Source organism: Microbacterium sp. OR21, assembly GCF_047306785.1.
GTDB classification, from domain to species: domain Bacteria; phylum Actinomycetota; class Actinomycetes; order Actinomycetales; family Microbacteriaceae; genus Microbacterium; species Microbacterium esteraromaticum_E.
In genome coordinates, this window is sequence record NZ_JAZEXJ010000002.1 from 818,016 (window position 1) to 833,692 (window position 15,677).

Here is a 15,677-nt window from a genome sequence, read left to right on the forward strand (position 1 = left end):
GCTCCCTTCTGCGGGGGTCACCCCTCGGCGAGGATCGCGTACAGCCTACGCCGGGCGTCTTCGAGGATCTCGACGCCCTCCTTCACCTGCTCCGGCGTGCCGCTGCGACCGAGCTGCGCGGCGGCGCTGGCGAGCTCCATGCCCGCCTTCGCCAGGCCACTGCCGTGCCCGGGCGCGCGGGTGCCGCGCTGACCGGCACCCTCCCACGGCGCGGGCTTGGTGGCGAGCTCCTCCGACTCGGCGACGCCGGCCTCGGTGAGCGAGTACGTCTTGCGGCCCGCCTGCTCGTCGGCGGTGATGACGCCCTCGTCTGCGAGCAGCTGCAGGGTCGGGTAGACCGACCCGGCGCTGGGCTTCCACGCCCCGCCCGAGCGCTCGCTGATCTCGCTGATGATCTGGTAGCCGTGCATGGGGCGCTCGGCGAGCAGCGAAATGACCGCCGCGCGCACGTCTCCGCGAGCCATGCGCGAGCCGCCGGTGCGCTGCTCGAATCCGGTGCGCAGCTGCTCGACGGCCTCCCACACGCCGGCGAGCGGATTTCCCGCGCCGTTGCTGGAGCCGAAGTTGAACCCACTGGAGGGGAACGATCCGTTCATGATGACCTCCTGTTGTTGAACGATGCTCAACGATATGTCGTTGGGTGTCGTCCGGCAAGGGTTTCTGGGCCGCTCACGGCAACTCCGCAGGTCTCAGAGGCCCTGGTCGGCCACGCCGCGCTCGGCGGCGAGCTCGGTCAGCTCGTCGGCGGCTTCGCGCAGCGCCCGCACGACCTCGACCACGGTCGCGTCGTTGATGCGCGCCGCCGGCCCCGAGACCGAGACGGCGGCGGGCTGGCCGATTCCCTTCACCGAGACGGCGATGCACCGCACGCCGACCTCCTGCTCGCTGTCGTCGGCGGCGAAGCCGCGTGCGCGCGCGCGACGCAGATCGGCGATGAACGTCTCTTCGTCGGTGATGGTCTGCGGCGTGAACCGGGGAAGGCCGGTGCGGGTGATCAGGGCGCGCACCTGCCGCTCGGGCATGGTCGACAGCATCGCCTTGCCCACACCGGTCGAGTGCGGCAGCACACGCCGGCCGATCTCGGTGAACATGCGCATGCGCTGACGCGACGCCACCTGGCCCGCGTACAGCACGAGGTCGCCGTCGAGCACGGCGAAGTTCGCCGTCTCGTGGAACTGGTCTTCGAGCCGGCGCAGCAGCGGCTGGGCGGCGTCGGCGAGCGGGGGCACGGCGTGCCGGCCGAGCGTGATCAGGCTGGCGCCGAGCGCGTAGCGCCGGTCTTCGAGCTGACGCACGTAGCCGAGATGGTTGAGCGTGCCGAGCAGCCGGTGCGCGGTCGGCACCGCCAGCCCCGTGCGCCCGGCGATGGATGCCAGCGACGCCTCGCCTCCGGATGCCGACAGCGCCTCGAGCAGCGAGAACGCGCGCGTCACCGACTGCACCGTTCCGGCGGGCACGGAACCGTTCGACGAGGTTCCTCGATCTGGGGTTTCAGCTGTTCCCACCATGAGTTCCATCATATGAAATCGGCACTCCGAAAGATGCACTGTTGCCTAATCTGGAACTGCACTTTTAGAGGGGAATGACATGACGACTCGCCAGATCGTCGCCGTCACCTATGCCACGGCGGCACGGGCGGTCGACCTCGCAATGCAGATCGGTGCCGAGCGGGGCGTGCGTCCCGTGGTCTCGGTCGCCGACCCGTCGATGACCGTGATCGCCTTCGGCATGGCCGACGGCGCGACGCCGCACAGCGTGGAGACCAGCCGTCGCAAGGCCGCGACCGCGGCATCCACCCGTCGTCGCACCGCCCTGATCCCCGAAGCGGTCGCCGTCGCGCTGCCGCTCGGGACGGGCGGCCTGCTGACGACGATCGACGGCGGCCTGCCCATCTACTTCGGCGAACAGCACGCCGGCGGTCTCGGTGTCGCCGGCGGCACCCCCGCTCAAGACGCGGAGATCGCCCTCGAGACCCTGCGCCGGATCGGCGCTCGAACAGAAGGAATGGAACTATGACCTCGCACCTCAGTCGCGCCGATCTCTCGGTCGCCGCCCCTATCGTCGAGTTCGCCGAGGCGGCGCTCGCCGAGAGCGGGCGCGACATCGACGAGTTCTGGGCCGGCGCCAGTGCGATCATCCACGAACTCGGCCCCCGCAATGCAGAGCTGCTTGCGAAGCGCGACGAGCTGCAGAAGAGGATCGACGACTTCCACCGCGAGAACCCGGGCCTGCCGGACAAGGACGCCTATCGCGCCCTGCTCACCGAGATCGGCTACCTGGTGCCGGTGCCCGAGAAGGTGTCGGTGACCACCGAGAACGTCGACCCCGAGATCGCCTCGATGTCGGGCCCGCAGCTGGTGGTGCCGCTGCTGAACGCCCGCTTCGCGATCAACGCCGCGAACGCCCGCTGGGGCTCGCTGTACGACGCGCTATACGGCACCGACGCGATCGACCAGACCGGCGAGCTGGCCCCCGGCAGGGAGTTCAACTACACCCGCGCCGCCGCGGTCGTCGAGCGCGGCCGTGAGCTGCTCGACCAGATCGCCCCGCTCACCGAGGGATCACACCGCGACGCCACCGGCTACGCCGTCGACGGCGACGGCCTGATCGTGCGCACCGAGGGCGGCGACCGCCGCCTGGCCGACCCGGCCGGCTTCGCGGGCTACACCGGCGCGGCGGATGCTCCGACCGCCGTGCTGCTCGTGCACCACGGCCTGCACGCCGAGATCGTCATCGACCGCTCGGGCCGCATCGGCACGACGGATGTCGCGGGCGTGCAGGACATCGTCCTCGAGTCGGCCATCACGACGATCCTCGACCTGGAGGACTCGGTCGCGGCGGTCGACGGCGACGACAAGGCCCTGGGCTACCGCAACTGGCGCGGGTTCATGGACGGCTCGATCAGCGAGTCGGTCACCAAGAACGGCCGCACCTTCACCCGCGTGCCCAACGCCGACCGCGTCTACCGCACGGCCGACGGCGGCGAGCTGACCCTGCCCGGTCGCGCGGTGCTGTTCATCCGCAACGTCGGCCACCTCATGCGCACCCCGGCCGTGCTCGACCGCAACGGCGAGGAGGTGTTCGAGGGCATCCTCGACGCCATCATGACCTCGCTCGGCTCGCTGCCCGAGCTCGAGGGACCGAACAAGGGCACCAACTCGCGCACCGGGTCGATGTACATCGTCAAGCCGAAGATGCACGGCCCCGAAGAGGTCGCCTTCGCCGCCGAGCTGTTCGGCCGCGCCGAGCAGCTGCTGGGCCTGCCGGCGCGCACGATGAAGATCGGCATCATGGACGAGGAGCGCCGCACCTCGGCGAACCTCAAGGCGGCCATCGCCGCGGCATCCGACCGCGTCGTGTTCATCAACACCGGCTTCCTCGACCGCACCGGCGACGAGATCCACACCTCCCTGCACGCCGGTCCCTTCCTGCCGAAGGCGCTCATCAAGCAGCAGCCGTTCATGAAGGCGTACGAAGACCGCAATGTCTCGATCGGCCTGGAGTGCGGCCTCGACGGGCACGCGCAGATCGGCAAGGGCATGTGGGCCGAGCCCGACCTCATGCACGACATGCTCGAGAAGAAGATCGCGCACCCGAAGTCTGGTGCGTCGACCGCGTGGGTGCCCTCGCCCACCGCCGGCACCCTGCACGCCCTGCACTACCACCAGGTCGACCCGATGGCTGTGCGCGCGACGCTCACCCCCACCGGAGAGGAGGCGCTGGACGCGCTGCTCGTTCCGCCGCTCGCCGGCGAGGGCGACCTGACCCCCGAGGTCGTCACGCAGGAGATCGACAACAACGTGCAGTCGATCCTCGGCTACGTGGTGCGCTGGATCGACCAGGGCATCGGAGTGTCGAAGGTGCCCGACATCCACGACGTGGGGCTCATGGAAGACCGCGCCACCCTGCGCATCTCGAGCCAGCTGCTGGCGAACTGGCTGCAGCACGGCGTGATCACCGAAGAGCAGATCGACGACAGCCTGCGCCGCCTGGCCGTCGTGGTCGACGAGCAGAACGCCGGCGACCCGAACTACGAGAAGCTCGCCTTCGCCGACGGCGACAAGCCGGGCATCGCGTACACCGCCGCCCGTCGCCTGATCGTCGAGGGCGCCGCGCAGCCCAGCGGATACACCGAGCCGCTGCTGCACGGCCTGCGTCGCGAGAAGAAGGCCGAGCAGGCGTCGGCCTGAGCCCGGTTGTCACGAGGGGGCGGATGCTGCGGCATCCGCCCCCTCTGTCTGTGTCGGGCGCCCGCCGGGACGCGGGCACTGGCAGACGTCGCGCCCCGCGTCAAGCGCTTCCGCGGCCTGGCATCCGGTCGTACTCTCGGAACATGAGCGACCTCAGCGCACCCACCGGCCGTGAATCGCAGCTGCGCGCGGTGCCGCGCGACGACGGCACAGCGCCTCGCGCTCTTGTCATCGGCGCGACCGGGTACATCGGCGGCCGGCTCACCCCGCGGCTGCTGAACGCCGGGTACCGGGTGCGGGCGCTCGCCCGCGACGCGGCGCGCGCGGCGTCGTTCCCGTGGGGTGGCGACATCGAGATCGTCGAGGGTGAGGCGCAGGATCCGGATGCCGTGGCCGAGGCCGTCCGCGATGTGGACGTCGTCTACTACCTGGTGCACTCGATGACCGGCGGCAAGGACTTCGAAGAGAAGGACTCGGCGGCGGCGCAGGCGGTCGCGGATGCCGCGGCCGCGGCGGGCGTGAAGCGGATCGTGTACCTCGGCGGGCTGCATCCGGATGACGTGAAGCTGTCGCCGCACCTGCGCTCGCGAGTGCGCGTCGGAGAGATCTTCCTCGAATCCGGAGTGCCGACGCTCGTGCTGCAGGCGGGGGTGGTGATCGGATCGGGATCGGCGTCGTTCGAGATGATCCGTCACCTGACCGACGTGCTGCCCTATATGCCCGCGCCGAAGTGGGTGCGCAACCGCATCCAGCCGATCGCGATCCGCGACGTGCTGCACTACCTGCTGGCCGCCGCCCGCATCGATCCGTCGGTGAACACGGCGGTCGACATCGGCGGGCCCGACGTGCTGCGCTACGGGCAGATGATGAACGGCTATGCGCTCGAGGCCGGGCTGAAGCAGCGCGCGATCGCCGCCCTGCCGGTGCTGACCCCCGAACTCGCCTCGCACTGGGTCAACCTGGTGACCCCGGTGCCGCGCTCGATCGCCCGCCCGCTGGTCGCCTCGCTGCAGAACGAGTGCATCGTGAAGGATCACCGCATCGACGAGATCATCCCGCCGCCGGAGGAGGGGCTGATGCCGTACCGCCGGGCGGTGGCGATGGCGCTGGGCCGGCTCGACGACGACTCGATCGAGACCAGCTGGCAGGATGCCGAGGTCAGCGGCGCCCCCAGCGATCCGCTGCCCAGCGATCCGGATTGGGCCGGGCGCACGGTGTTCACCGATGAGCGCACCCTGGATTCGAAGGCTCCGCTCGATCGGCTGTGGACGGTGATCGTCGGCATCGGCGGGCAGAACGGCTGGTACTCGTCGGGGTTCCTCTGGGCGGTGCGCGGGCTGATGGATCGCCTCGTGGGCGGAGTCGGCCTGCGCCGCGGCCGTCGCAGTCGCAGCCGGGTAACCGTCGGCGATGCGCTGGACTTCTGGCGCGTCGAGGCAGTGCACGAGCCCGACGAGCAGAACCCCGAGGGGCTGCTGCGCCTGCGCGCCGAGATGAAGGTGCCGGGATCGGCATGGCTCGAGCTGCGCGCCCTGCCGAAGGGTGACGGATCGCGCTACGAGCAGCGCGCGGTGTTCTTCCCCCGAGGACTGCTCGGCCGGCTGTACTGGCTGGCCGTGCTACCCTTCCACGGGTTCATCTTCTCGGGCATGGCGGCCCGGATCACCGCGGCAGCCGAGACGGCATCCGCGGCCGATCTGCCGTCGGCGCAGGAGCAGGAGCAGGAGACTTCAGCCGCGTAGGCAAACACTCCGGCGTAGGCGAACACTCCGGCGTAGGCGAACACTCCGGCGTAGGTCGATCCGCGCGGGTTGAGTCCTACCTCCGCTCGATCGCCTACCCCCGCGAACCGCCGACAACGACCGCCTGGCGCGATCGAACGATTAACGATAGATTCTCCTTGTTTCGCGACGAGGAGGAGTCATGCGCCGAGGAATGATCCTGCTGCTGCAGGTCGTGATCGCCCTCGCCCTGGCGGGTTCGCTGGTCGTGCAGGTGATGATCATCCCGGCCGTGTGGCGCGACCTCGAGGGCGAGGCCCTGTGGGGCCGCATCGCCCTGGTGTCGATCGCCGCGCTGGGTGTGCTGACGATGCAGGTCTTCGCGGTGTGCGTGTGGCTGCTGCTGACCCGCGTGCGGCGCGGTGCGATCTTCCAGCCCTCGTCGTTCCGATACGTCGATGTGATCATCGGCGCGATCGCCGGTGCGGCCGCGCTGGCCTTCCTGCTCGCCGCCCTGCTCGCTCCGGGCGAGGTCGCACCGGGTGTCGTTGCGCTGATCGCGGGCGCGGGGCTGGTGCTCGCCGGCTTCGCGCTGCTCGTCGTCGTGATGAAGGCGCTGCTGCGCCAGGCGATCGAGCGCGAAGACGAGGCCCGCACGCTGCGCGACGAGCTGGGTGAGGTGATCTGAATGCCGGTGATCGTCGACATCGACGTGATGCTCGCGCGCCGCAAGATGGGTGTCGGCGAGCTCGCCGAGCGCATCGGCATCACCCCGACCAATCTCGCGGTGCTGAAGAACGGTCGCGCGAAGGCGGTGCGATTCACGACTCTGGATGCCCTGTGCCAGGCGCTCGAGTGCCAGCCGGGCGACCTGCTGCGCTGGGAGCCCGACGAGCCCTCCCGGTGACCCTGCGGCGCACGGCGCGGTTTGTCAACGGGCATCCGGCATTCGCGGCAGGATGCGACTCTGAACCCTCAATCGACCGATCGGAGCCATCATGTCCGACCCCACGCCGTTCCCGACCGACCCGATGAAGGCCGAGGGCACCGACCCCGACCTCAGCACCGACGCGCAGACTCCCGACACCGACGAAGACGCTCCCGACGACCGCGAGCCGACGTTCGACGAGCAGCAGCAGGATCGTCTGGCCGCCCAGCAGCTGGACGAGCGCGGCGACGAGTTCACGCACATCCCCTGAACCGCCGGTTCAGCCGCGCGATCAGTCGTCCAGGAACGCCACCGCCCGCACCGGCGCGCCGTCGCCCTGCAGCGTGAACGGGAAGAATCCCACCTGCACGCGAGACGGCAGGTCGGCGAGACCGCACAGGTTCTCGACGATCAGTCCGTCGCCGCCGAGCACGATCCCGTGCACGGGGAAGTCGGCGGAGGCGTCGCCCGTGGCATCCGGACTCAGCGTGTCGACGGCGAGCAGACGCATCCCCCGTCGCCACAGCTCGGCGGCCGCGGCGGCGTCGAGATGCGGATGCCGGGTGGCGCGCTCGTCGCCGAACCACTGCGCCCAGCCGGTTTCGATGATGACGATGGTAGGCACGACGTCGGGGATGTCACCCGTGGCGGCGAGCTCTTCCCATCCGTAGCGCTGACCTTCGCGCAGACCCGGCACGTGCAGCACGAGGGCCTCGCCGACGAGCTCGTCGAGGCGGACGTCGGCCATGGTGCGCCCGTCGGCGACGGTGTGCGCCGGGGCGTCGATGTGCGTGCCGGTGTGCGAGCCCATCTCGACGCGCTCGACGAGCACGCCGTCCTGCGCGACGGTCAGCGCCGGGCGGATCGCCACGTGCGGATCGCCGGGGTAGACCATCATCCCGTCGGTCGCCGGGTGGCTCAGATCGTGCAGCACCCGCTCACGCCCTCTCAGCCAGCACGGGCTCGTCGGCGAGGTTGCCCACCGGCGCCGCCTGCTTCGCGCGCGACGGCCATGAGACCAGCAGGTAGAGCACGAACGTGATCACGAACGCCGGCGCGGTCGAGCCGAACGGCAGCGGGAAGACGTACGCCCAGACGTAGGCGAGCACGGCGCCCACGACCCATGAGCCGACGGCGAGCCAGTTGATGCCGCCGAGGTACCAGTAGCGGCCGGTGCGCGCGGCGAGGATGTCGCGGTCGTACGAGCCGCGCTTGATGAGGTAGTAGTCGACGATCATGATCGCGAAGATCGGGGCGAACAGCGCGCCGATCGTCACGAGGAACGTCGTGAACTGGTTGAGCAGGCCGAAGAACGTCGCGCCGATGATCGAGATCACACCCAGCACGAGGGCGGTGGGCAGGAACCGCATGCGCGTTCCGGGCACCGCGTTCACCACGGTCGTCACCATGCCGTAGACGACCATGGTGTTGGTGGCCATCACTGACAGGAAGATCGCGATGCCGAAGATCCAGCCGAAGGGCTCGATGATGGTCACCGGGTCGAAGGGCACGGCTTCCCCGCCGTTCAGGATGACGTACGCCATCGCGGTGGCGCCGAGCGACATCGAGATGATGGTCGACAGCGTGTAGCCGACACCGGCGCCGACGATGCTGGCGCGGTTGGTGCGGCCGAGGCGGTTGATGTCGGCCGACAGCACCGTCCACGAGATGGCCGTGGCGAGCACGACGTCGAAGACGAGGCCGGGGGTGTAGAACGGCTCGGCGGGCGCGGCGATCGACGAGAACTCGGCGGGGCTGAACGTCGTGAACGCGGTGACGAAGATGTAGGCAGCGATGGCGAGGATGACCACGGCGAACCACGGCTCGACGCGGGCGACGCCGGCGTGGCCGAAGATCGCGAGGATCACCACGATCGTCTGGCAGAGCACCGCGAAGACGATCGGGTTCGAGAAGCCGGTGAAGGTCATCACGACGTAGTCGAGCGCGATGCCGGCGAGCATCGCCTGCACCCAGCTCCACCCCATGAGGATGATGACGTTCGCGGCGACGGGCAGCAGGCTGCCCCGGATGCCGAACGGCCCGCGCGTGAGGGCCATGGTGGGCAAGCCGGTGCGGCGCCCGATGGTGCCGACCGCGACGAGCACGGCGGCGCCGGCGACCGTGCCGCCGATGATGAGCAGCAGCACGAGCCCGTAGGGCACGTCGGGCACGAAGAGGGTTCCGGTCAGCAGGGTGGTGACGACGAGGTTCGCGGCCAGCCAGATCATCAGCAGGCGACCCGTGGCGTACGTGCCGCGGATCGGGCCCGCGTCGTCGGACTGCGTCTGCAGGCGCTGCTCGAGACGGGAGTAGAGGGACATCGGAAAGCTCCTTCGCTTCGCGATCGTGCGCTCGCGCGCAGGGTGAGGGGTCAGGGCGTCTCGGTGGAGGGGAGGGGAGAGAGGTGCTCGTGCACGGCGATCAGCCGTTCGCCGTGCAGCGCGAACACGATAGTCTCGCGCTCGCGGTACGACTCCTCGCCGTCGGCGGTGTGCACCGTGGTGTCGACCGTGTGCGTGAAGATGCCGCCGCCGTCGAACACCTGCACGCGGCTATCGCTGGATGCGCACGAGAGCACACTCCAGCCGCTCTCGAGCCACTGCGCCCAGAGGTGCTCGTAGGCGGCGCGACTGTCGAGGCGGGCGGGCTCGGTGTGGAAGACGAAGGTGGCATCCGTCGCGAACGCGTCGAAGTACCGGGCGGTGTCGGTCGCCGCGAAGGCGTCGACGATCGCGGCGGCCGCATCGGCCACCGCGTTCGGGTCGGGAGTGGTCATGTGCGGTCTCCTTCGGAGGTGCGGATGCCTGTGGGCCGAGGCGCCATTGCGCTGAGCAGCTCATAGACGACGTGGCTCGCGGCCACCGCGGTGAGCTGGGCGTGATCGTAGGCCGGGGCGACCTCGACGACGTCGGCACCGACGATGTTGAACCCGGCGAGCGCGCGCAGCATGCGCAGCAGCTCGCGGCTGGTCATGCCGCCGGCCTCGGGGGTGCCGGTGCCGGGGGCGTGGGCGGGGTCGAGCACGTCGATGTCGATGGAGATGTAGAGGGGCTTGTCGCCGATGCGGGCGTGCATCCGGTCGATCGCGGCGGCCACGCCGTGCGTCTCGAGGTACTCGCTGGTGATGATCGCGAAGCCGAGGCGCTCGTCGTCTTCGAGGTCGCTCTTGTCGTAGAGCGGCCCGCGGGTGCCGACGTGCATGCTCGCGGTCATGTCGATGAGCCCCTCCTCCGATGCGCGCCGGAACGGCGTGCCGTGGGTGGTGGGGGCGCCGAAGTAGGTGTCCCACGTGTCGAGGTGCGCGTCGAAGTGCAGCACGGCGACCGGGCCGTGCTTCGCGGCGACATCGCGCAGCAGCGGCAGCGCGATGGTGTGGTCTCCCCCGATCGTGACCAGTCGATCGGCATGGGCGCGCAGGGCTCGCGCTCCCGCCTCGATCTCGGCGACGGCCGCGGTGATGTCGAACGGGTTGGCGGCGATGTCACCGGCGTCGGCGACCTGCTGCGAGGCGAACGGCGACACGTCCTGTGCGGGGTTGTACGGGCGCAGCAGGCGGGAGGCCTCGCGCACGTGCGAGGGGCCGAACCGGGCGCCGGGGCGGTAGCTGACTCCGCTGTCGAAGGGCACGCCGACGATCGCGACCTCGGCACGGCCGACCTCGTCGAGGCGGGGCAGACGCGCGAATGTCGCGATCCCCGCGAAGCGCGGCACGACGCTCGCGTCCACCGGCCCGCGGGGCGTGAGCTCGTTCTCGCCGGAAACTGGGTGTTGCATATTTGACAACCTTCGATACTCTATAAGCAACCTTTCTGTGAACCTATCCTCGCCGGGCCCGTGCGTCAAGAGCATCCGCCCGCGAATGGGAGATCCATGCGCGCCATCCACCCCCACGCCGACGCCGTCACCGCCCCGATCGGCGCGAAGCTGCGCGCCGCGCGCACGAGTCAGGGCATGTCGCTGAGCCAGCTGGCGGCCACCAGCGGTCTGTCGAAGGGATTCCTCAGCCGGGTGGAGCGCGACGAGACCTCGCCGAGCGTGTCGACCCTCGTGCAGCTGTGCCAGGTGCTCTCGCTGCCGGTCGGGGCGCTGTTCACCGAGCCCGAGATCCACCACACGACGTTCGACGAGGCGCCGCGGATCAACCTCGGCGGCATGCACGCCGACGAGCGCCTGCTGTCGCCGCGCAGCGAGGAGCGCGTGCAGCTGCTGCGCTCAGAGCTCGAGCCGCACGCGCACGGCGGCGCCGAGCTCTACACGATCAACTGCGATGTCGAGGTGCTGCACGTCATCTCGGGAGAGGTGACAGTGCGCTTCACCGACCGGTCGGTCGTGCTCACCGCCGGCGACGCGCTCACCTTCCCCGGCCGCCAGCCGCACACGTGGGAGGTCACCGGCGGCTCCGCGGCGAGCGTCGCGTGGGTCATCGTGCCCGCACCGTGGAGCGGGTCGGCCTGAGCGGGCGTGCCCGAGCGCCGTCGGGCGACAGGGAATCCCGCACGGCACCCGCCGGCATCCGCTCTACGCTGGAACGTCTGCCTCATCCCCCTCTCGAGGCGCGCTCAGGAGCCTTCATGTCCACCGCATCCGTCGATGATCCCGCCCGCTACCGGCCGAACCCGTCGGTGCTGACCGCGCTGAAGAGCCCGCGGATGCTGACCCGCGAGGTGCTCGCCGGTCTCGTGGTCGGACTGGCGCTGATCCCCGAGGCGATCGCGTTCTCGGTGATCGCCGGGGTCGACCCGAAGGTGGGGCTGTTCTCGTCGTTCATCATGGCGGTGTCGATCGCGTTCCTCGGCGGCCGGCCGGCGATGGTGACCGCGGCGACGGGAGCCGTGGCGCTGGTGATCGCGCCGGTGGCGCCGACGTACGGCCTCGAGTACTTCATCGCGACGGTGATCCTCGCCGGGGTGTTCCAGGTCATCCTCGGCGTGCTGGGGGTGGCGAAGCTGATGCGGTTCATCCCCCGCAGCGTGATGGTCGGGTTCGTGAACTCGCTGGCGATCTTCGTGTTCAGCTCGCAGTTCCCGCAGCTGATCGACGTGCCGTGGCTGGTCTACCCGCTGGTCGCGCTGGGGATCGCGGTGATGATCGTGATGCCGCGCATCACGAGGGTGATCCCCGCGCCGCTCGTGTCGGTGGTGATCGTCACCGGTGTCGTGCTCGCGTTCGCGATCGCCGTGCCGACCGTGGGCGACCAGGGTGAGCTGCCTCGCAGCCTGCCGTCGCTGTTCATCCCGAATGTGCCGCTCACGTGGGAGACGTTCACGATCATCGCGCCGTTCGCGCTCGCCGTCGCGCTGGTCGGGCTGATGGAGTCGCTGCTCACCGCGAAGCTGGTCGACGAGATCACCGACACCCACTCGCGCAAGGGCCGCGAGGCCTGGGCGCAGGGAGTCGCGAACATCCTCTCGGGCGCGTTCGGCGGCATGGGCGGATGCGCGGTGATCGGCCAGACGATGATCAACGTGAAGGAGTCGGGGGCGCGCACCCGCATCTCGACGTTCTGCGCCGGCATCTTCCTGTTCCTGCTCGTGGTCGTGTTCGGCGACTTCGTCGCGACGATCCCGATGGCTGCGCTGGTCGCGGTGATGATCATGGTCGCGATCGGCGCCTTCGACTGGCACAGCGTGCGCCCGTCGACGCTGAAGCGGATGCCGAAGAGCGAGACCTTCGTGATGGTCTCGACCGTCGTGCTCGTGCTGCTGACGCACAACCTCGCGGTCGGCGTCGTCGGCGGCGTGCTGGTCGCGTCGGTGCTGTTCGTGCGCCGGGTGGCGCACCTTGTCGACGTGAGCCGGTCGGAGTCGGACGGTGTCGCTCGGTACGTCGTGACCGGCGAACTGTTCTTCGCGTCGAGCAACGACCTGACGACGCTGTTCTCGTATTCTGCCGACCCTTCGTCTGTGGTGATCGACCTATCGCGATCGCATGTGTGGGATGCGTCGACCGTCGCGGCGCTGGATGCCATCGAAACGAAGTATGCGGCGTACGGGAAAACGGTCGAGATCGTGGGGATGAACGACGCGAGCGGGGCGTTCCATGGACGGTTGAGCGGCGGGTTCGAGTAGGTTCCGCATCCGTCCGAGCGACCCTCAGCTCAGTGCACACTTACGGTTCTCAGCACGGGTCAGCGCGCCTGATTTGGTGACTGGAACTCGGCGCGCAGCGCCTCTCGGTTCGGCGGGGCGCCCTGCGCCAGTCGGGAGAACAGCCATGCCGGATCGATCTGAAGGAAGTAGCGGAAGATGATCGTCACCGACTTCTGCGTCATCCGACGGTTGTCGATGAGCAACTGCACGCCGTGATCGACCGACCAGACCGCGGCGGTCACGCCATCGACCAGCACCACCCACGACCAGCCCGGCGCTCGCACATCCGGCGACACCTGCTCGATGACAGCGCTCAGACGCGTGCCCCGCCGCACGCGCACCACCGCGGCATGCGAGACGACATCGTCGCCGGCGGCGACGCTCTCACGATCGACCTGCACCTCGACGGATGAACCGAACACGACCTCGAGCCTAGTTCGCGGCGGGCAGGCGCCATCGGTCAGCAGGACCGGCGACTAACCGGCCCGCCTCTCGGCCACCGCAGCCTCACCCACCGCATCGTCCGGGTCGAGCGACAGCCCGATGTCGACGAGCACGATCCGCCCGCACAGCCGGGGCCCCTCGCGCCGGGTGAGACCGGCCTTGACCGCGCCGAAGGTCACCGTCGTCCTCGCGGCGAGCACGACGTCGTCGGCAGCGCCGGTATCGGCGTCGAGTCCGCTGGGCAGGTCGACGGCGATGACCACAGCGGATGCCGACAGCAGCGCGGTTACCGCATCGCGGGCCTGCCCGCGCAGAGCGCCGCGCGCGCCGATGCCCAGGATGCCGTCGACGATGACGTCATAGGCGGAAGGATCGAGTTCGTCGAGACGGATGCCCATCGCACCGGCCTCCGTCGCCGCCCGCAGCGCCTCTTCGTGAACGCGATCGGAGGTGCGCAGGATGTCGACGGGAACGCCGCCCGCGGCGATATCGGCGGCGGCGAACAGCGCGTCGCCGCCGTTGTCGCCAGGACCTGCGAGCACCAGCATCCGCTCGGGCTTCTGCGCAGCGATCACCTCGGCGAGCGCGGTGGCCGCACGGCGCATCAGCGGCACCCCGGCTGCGAGCAGCGGCGCCTCCGCCGCCCGCACCTGCGCGGCGGTGAAGGTCGGAACGGTGGTGGCCATGCTCTTACGAAGCCGTACCGTCGGCCTCGGACTCCAGGCCTCTGAGCCGGCGGAGCTTCGCCCAGGGGTAGAAGGCGATCCACATGACCGACGCGATCGAACCGCCCATGATCATCGACGCGATATCCATGACCGCGACTGTACGCGGGAGCCGGGCTGCGGGGATCCCCCGCGAGGGGGACATCGAACGCCCCTCCCGATCACTGTTACCTCCGCATCTGCGGGGCGCGAGCTCTCAAGTCAGCCGTTCGAACACCATCGTCGCCTGGATGCGGTCGCCGCCGCCGAAGCCGGTGCTGCCCGACGAGGAGGTGGTGATCGTGTGCAGTCGGTACCCGAGAGCGGCCTGCTTGTTGATCACCTTCTCGAGCTCGGTGAGATTGCCCGATCCACTGCCGAAGAACTTCTCTTTCAGCACCACCTGCAGCACGACGTAGCTCATGCCCTGCGGCGCGGGGCGCGGCTGGGCTCCGGCTTCTGCGTCGGCGCGTGCCCGGTTGATCATCCCGTCGAGGCCGGGTTCTTTCGGAGCAGGCGGCTGCACGGCGTCGGTCCACTGCTGTCCGTCCCACCACCGCATCGTTCCGGATCCGTCGTCGTACCAGCCCGCCTGTGCCTCAGCCATCCGAGTTCCTCTCTCTTGTCTGGCATCCTCGCCACCTCCGAGACACAGTAGCGTCGAGACGTGCGCGACTCCTTCCCGAAGCGCGTGAGGGCTACTCGAATCGTCGCTCGGTATCGCTACCCGGGTAGATCGTTGTCATTCCGCGACCTAGAAGCGATTGCCGAGCTGTACAACGTGGAGTCGGGTGCGGCGATCGCCGACGTCGCCTGCTTTGAGGATCAGTACGGACTTGCCGTCAGCGGCGCGCTTCGACCAGATGTCGATCTTCCGGATGGCGAGCTCTCGGGGTCCTACAACTTGCGCAACTTTCGGCTCCCGGATCCTCCTCGGAGTCATCGGGGTGTCGAGCTGACGGACCTACGCTTCGCGACTCTGGCTGAGATGGCAGTGAGCTATCTCGAGGCGCAGGTAGTCGACCCCGCCCTGGCGCGCTTCGGCGCCACGACCGAATAGTTTCATTCGCACTGCATGACCCTCCGAGCCGGGAGTGGCATTCGGCCGCCCGCCTGATCGGTTCCATCCACATCCGTTACCGCACGGAAGCCGCACCGTCTCGTGGAACAGAGGGGATCGTCGCGGCTACGAGTTGTCTGTCAACCAGTTTGATCGCGCGTCGCGTCGCTCCCGGTCCCGCTAGACCGATTCGCTCTCGCCGCCGAGCGCTCGAACAGCAACCACGAACTCCGGTAGCCCGATCCGTTTGTGTCCGCCTTGAAGTCCTTGACCAGTGAAGCCCAGATCAACGGGCCTGACGAGGCGCTCGCTCGTCGGGACCAGCCGAGGTGTCGTCCGGTTCACCCATGGCCATCTGTTCGCTTCTTCTTCGGGACGGCCACCTCGTTCCACAATGTACCGTGGGTCGTTCCGCGGCTCGTCGACGACCTCCACAATCGCGTAGCAAGCGTGCGCGTCTTTCGCGTAGACCAGCACCAGATCGCCGGGTGCGAAAGACGGCCGTCGGTGCGCGGCGCTGGAGAACCAGAACTCGCTGCGC

The 15,677-nt window shown here is 69.3% G+C and carries 20 protein-coding genes; 9 read left to right on the forward strand and 11 right to left on the reverse strand.

Going from position 1 to position 15,677, the window contains the following annotated elements; translation table 11 throughout:
• Positions 1-17: 17 nt before the first annotated feature.
• Both V2S04_RS08410 and V2S04_RS08415 read right to left on the reverse strand, forming a co-directional pair.
• A complete protein-coding gene (locus V2S04_RS08410) occupies positions 18-596 on the reverse strand; it encodes a PadR family transcriptional regulator (RefSeq protein ID WP_413638074.1) in 579 nt (192 codons plus the stop codon).
• A 93-nt stretch (positions 597-689) separates the two neighbouring features.
• The gene (locus V2S04_RS08415; RefSeq protein ID WP_413638075.1) at positions 690-1,457 is read right to left on the reverse strand and encodes an IclR family transcriptional regulator; all 768 of its coding nucleotides are present in this window, start codon (positions 1,455-1,457) and stop codon (positions 690-692) included.
• A gap of 130 nt (positions 1,458-1,587) precedes the next feature.
• On the opposite strand from V2S04_RS08415, the gene V2S04_RS08420 reads away from it, so the two are divergent.
• From V2S04_RS08420 to V2S04_RS08445, 6 genes are all read left to right on the forward strand, one after another.
• Positions 1,588-2,016 (forward strand): GlcG/HbpS family heme-binding protein, encoded by a 429-nt coding sequence (locus V2S04_RS08420; RefSeq protein WP_413638076.1) that lies wholly within the window; start codon positions 1,588-1,590, stop codon positions 2,014-2,016.
• Positions 2,013-4,190: a malate synthase G gene (locus tag V2S04_RS08425; protein WP_413638077.1), complete on the forward strand. Its 2,178-nt coding sequence runs from the start codon at positions 2,013-2,015 to the stop codon at positions 4,188-4,190. Before V2S04_RS08420 ends, V2S04_RS08425 begins: the two co-directional genes overlap by 4 nt.
• 143 nt (positions 4,191-4,333) lie before the next feature.
• Positions 4,334-5,932 carry an SDR family oxidoreductase gene (locus V2S04_RS08430; RefSeq protein WP_413638079.1) on the forward strand — a complete coding sequence of 533 codons (1,599 nt, stop codon included), beginning with the start codon at positions 4,334-4,336 and terminating at the stop codon, positions 5,930-5,932.
• Between the two features lie 181 nt (positions 5,933-6,113).
• The gene (locus V2S04_RS08435) at positions 6,114-6,599 is read left to right on the forward strand and encodes a DUF2975 domain-containing protein (RefSeq protein ID WP_413638080.1); all 486 of its coding nucleotides are present in this window, start codon (positions 6,114-6,116) and stop codon (positions 6,597-6,599) included.
• Entirely contained in the window at positions 6,600-6,818 is a 219-nt protein-coding gene (locus V2S04_RS08440) for a helix-turn-helix domain-containing protein (protein ID WP_413638082.1), read from the forward strand.
• 91 nt (positions 6,819-6,909) lie between these two features.
• Entirely contained in the window at positions 6,910-7,110 is a 201-nt protein-coding gene (locus V2S04_RS08445; protein WP_413638084.1) for a hypothetical protein, read from the forward strand.
• 21 nt (positions 7,111-7,131) lie between these two features.
• On the opposite strand, the gene V2S04_RS08450 is transcribed toward V2S04_RS08445, so the two are convergent.
• The 4 genes from V2S04_RS08450 to speB are packed head-to-tail and all read right to left on the reverse strand — an operon-like array spanning position 7,132 to position 10,613.
• The gene (locus V2S04_RS08450; protein WP_413638085.1) at positions 7,132-7,773 is read right to left on the reverse strand and encodes a cyclase family protein; all 642 of its coding nucleotides are present in this window, start codon (positions 7,771-7,773) and stop codon (positions 7,132-7,134) included.
• A 4-nt stretch (positions 7,774-7,777) separates the two neighbouring features.
• A complete protein-coding gene (locus V2S04_RS08455; RefSeq protein ID WP_413638086.1) occupies positions 7,778-9,160 on the reverse strand; it encodes a purine-cytosine permease family protein in 1,383 nt (460 codons plus the stop codon).
• A 50-nt stretch (positions 9,161-9,210) separates the two neighbouring features.
• Positions 9,211-9,615 (reverse strand): nuclear transport factor 2 family protein, encoded by a 405-nt coding sequence (locus V2S04_RS08460; RefSeq protein WP_413638087.1) that lies wholly within the window; start codon positions 9,613-9,615, stop codon positions 9,211-9,213.
• On the reverse strand, positions 9,612-10,613 hold the full coding sequence (gene speB / locus V2S04_RS08465; protein ID WP_413638088.1) for an agmatinase: 1,002 nt from the start codon (positions 10,611-10,613) through the stop codon (positions 9,612-9,614). Before speB ends, V2S04_RS08460 begins: the two co-directional genes overlap by 4 nt.
• A 96-nt stretch (positions 10,614-10,709) precedes the next feature.
• Here speB and V2S04_RS08470 point away from each other — a divergent pair, with 96 nt between their 5' ends.
• Both V2S04_RS08470 and V2S04_RS08475 read left to right on the forward strand, forming a co-directional pair.
• Positions 10,710-11,294 (forward strand): helix-turn-helix domain-containing protein, encoded by a 585-nt coding sequence (locus tag V2S04_RS08470; protein WP_413638089.1) that lies wholly within the window; start codon positions 10,710-10,712, stop codon positions 11,292-11,294.
• Between the two features lie 116 nt (positions 11,295-11,410).
• Complete coding sequence (locus V2S04_RS08475) at positions 11,411-12,907, forward strand: SulP family inorganic anion transporter (protein ID WP_413638090.1); 1,497 nt, start codon at positions 11,411-11,413, stop codon at positions 12,905-12,907.
• Between the two features lie 59 nt (positions 12,908-12,966).
• Here the strand turns inward: V2S04_RS08475 and V2S04_RS08480 are convergent, their stop codons facing one another.
• The 4 genes from V2S04_RS08480 to V2S04_RS08495 all read right to left on the reverse strand — a co-directional run bounded on the left by V2S04_RS08480 (position 12,967) and on the right by V2S04_RS08495 (position 14,683).
• Complete coding sequence (locus V2S04_RS08480; protein ID WP_413638091.1) at positions 12,967-13,350, reverse strand: hypothetical protein; 384 nt, start codon at positions 13,348-13,350, stop codon at positions 12,967-12,969.
• 54 nt (positions 13,351-13,404) lie between these two features.
• Positions 13,405-14,058, reverse strand: coding sequence for an NAD(P)H-hydrate epimerase (locus V2S04_RS08485; RefSeq protein WP_413638092.1), 654 nt, complete (start codon positions 14,056-14,058; stop codon positions 13,405-13,407).
• Between the two features lie 4 nt (positions 14,059-14,062).
• Complete coding sequence (locus V2S04_RS08490) at positions 14,063-14,188, reverse strand: hypothetical protein (protein ID WP_413638093.1); 126 nt, start codon at positions 14,186-14,188, stop codon at positions 14,063-14,065.
• Positions 14,189-14,293: 105 nt separating this feature from the next.
• Positions 14,294-14,683, reverse strand: coding sequence for a DUF2510 domain-containing protein (locus V2S04_RS08495; protein WP_413638094.1), 390 nt, complete (start codon positions 14,681-14,683; stop codon positions 14,294-14,296).
• A gap of 60 nt (positions 14,684-14,743) precedes the next feature.
• Between V2S04_RS08495 and V2S04_RS08500 the strand changes: the two genes are divergently transcribed.
• Positions 14,744-15,136: a hypothetical protein gene (locus tag V2S04_RS08500; protein WP_413638095.1), complete on the forward strand. Its 393-nt coding sequence runs from the start codon at positions 14,744-14,746 to the stop codon at positions 15,134-15,136.
• A 180-nt stretch (positions 15,137-15,316) separates the two neighbouring features.
• Here the strand turns inward: V2S04_RS08500 and V2S04_RS08505 are convergent.
• On the reverse strand, positions 15,317-15,677 hold a 361-nt coding region (locus tag V2S04_RS08505), incomplete at its 5' end, for a hypothetical protein (protein WP_413638096.1).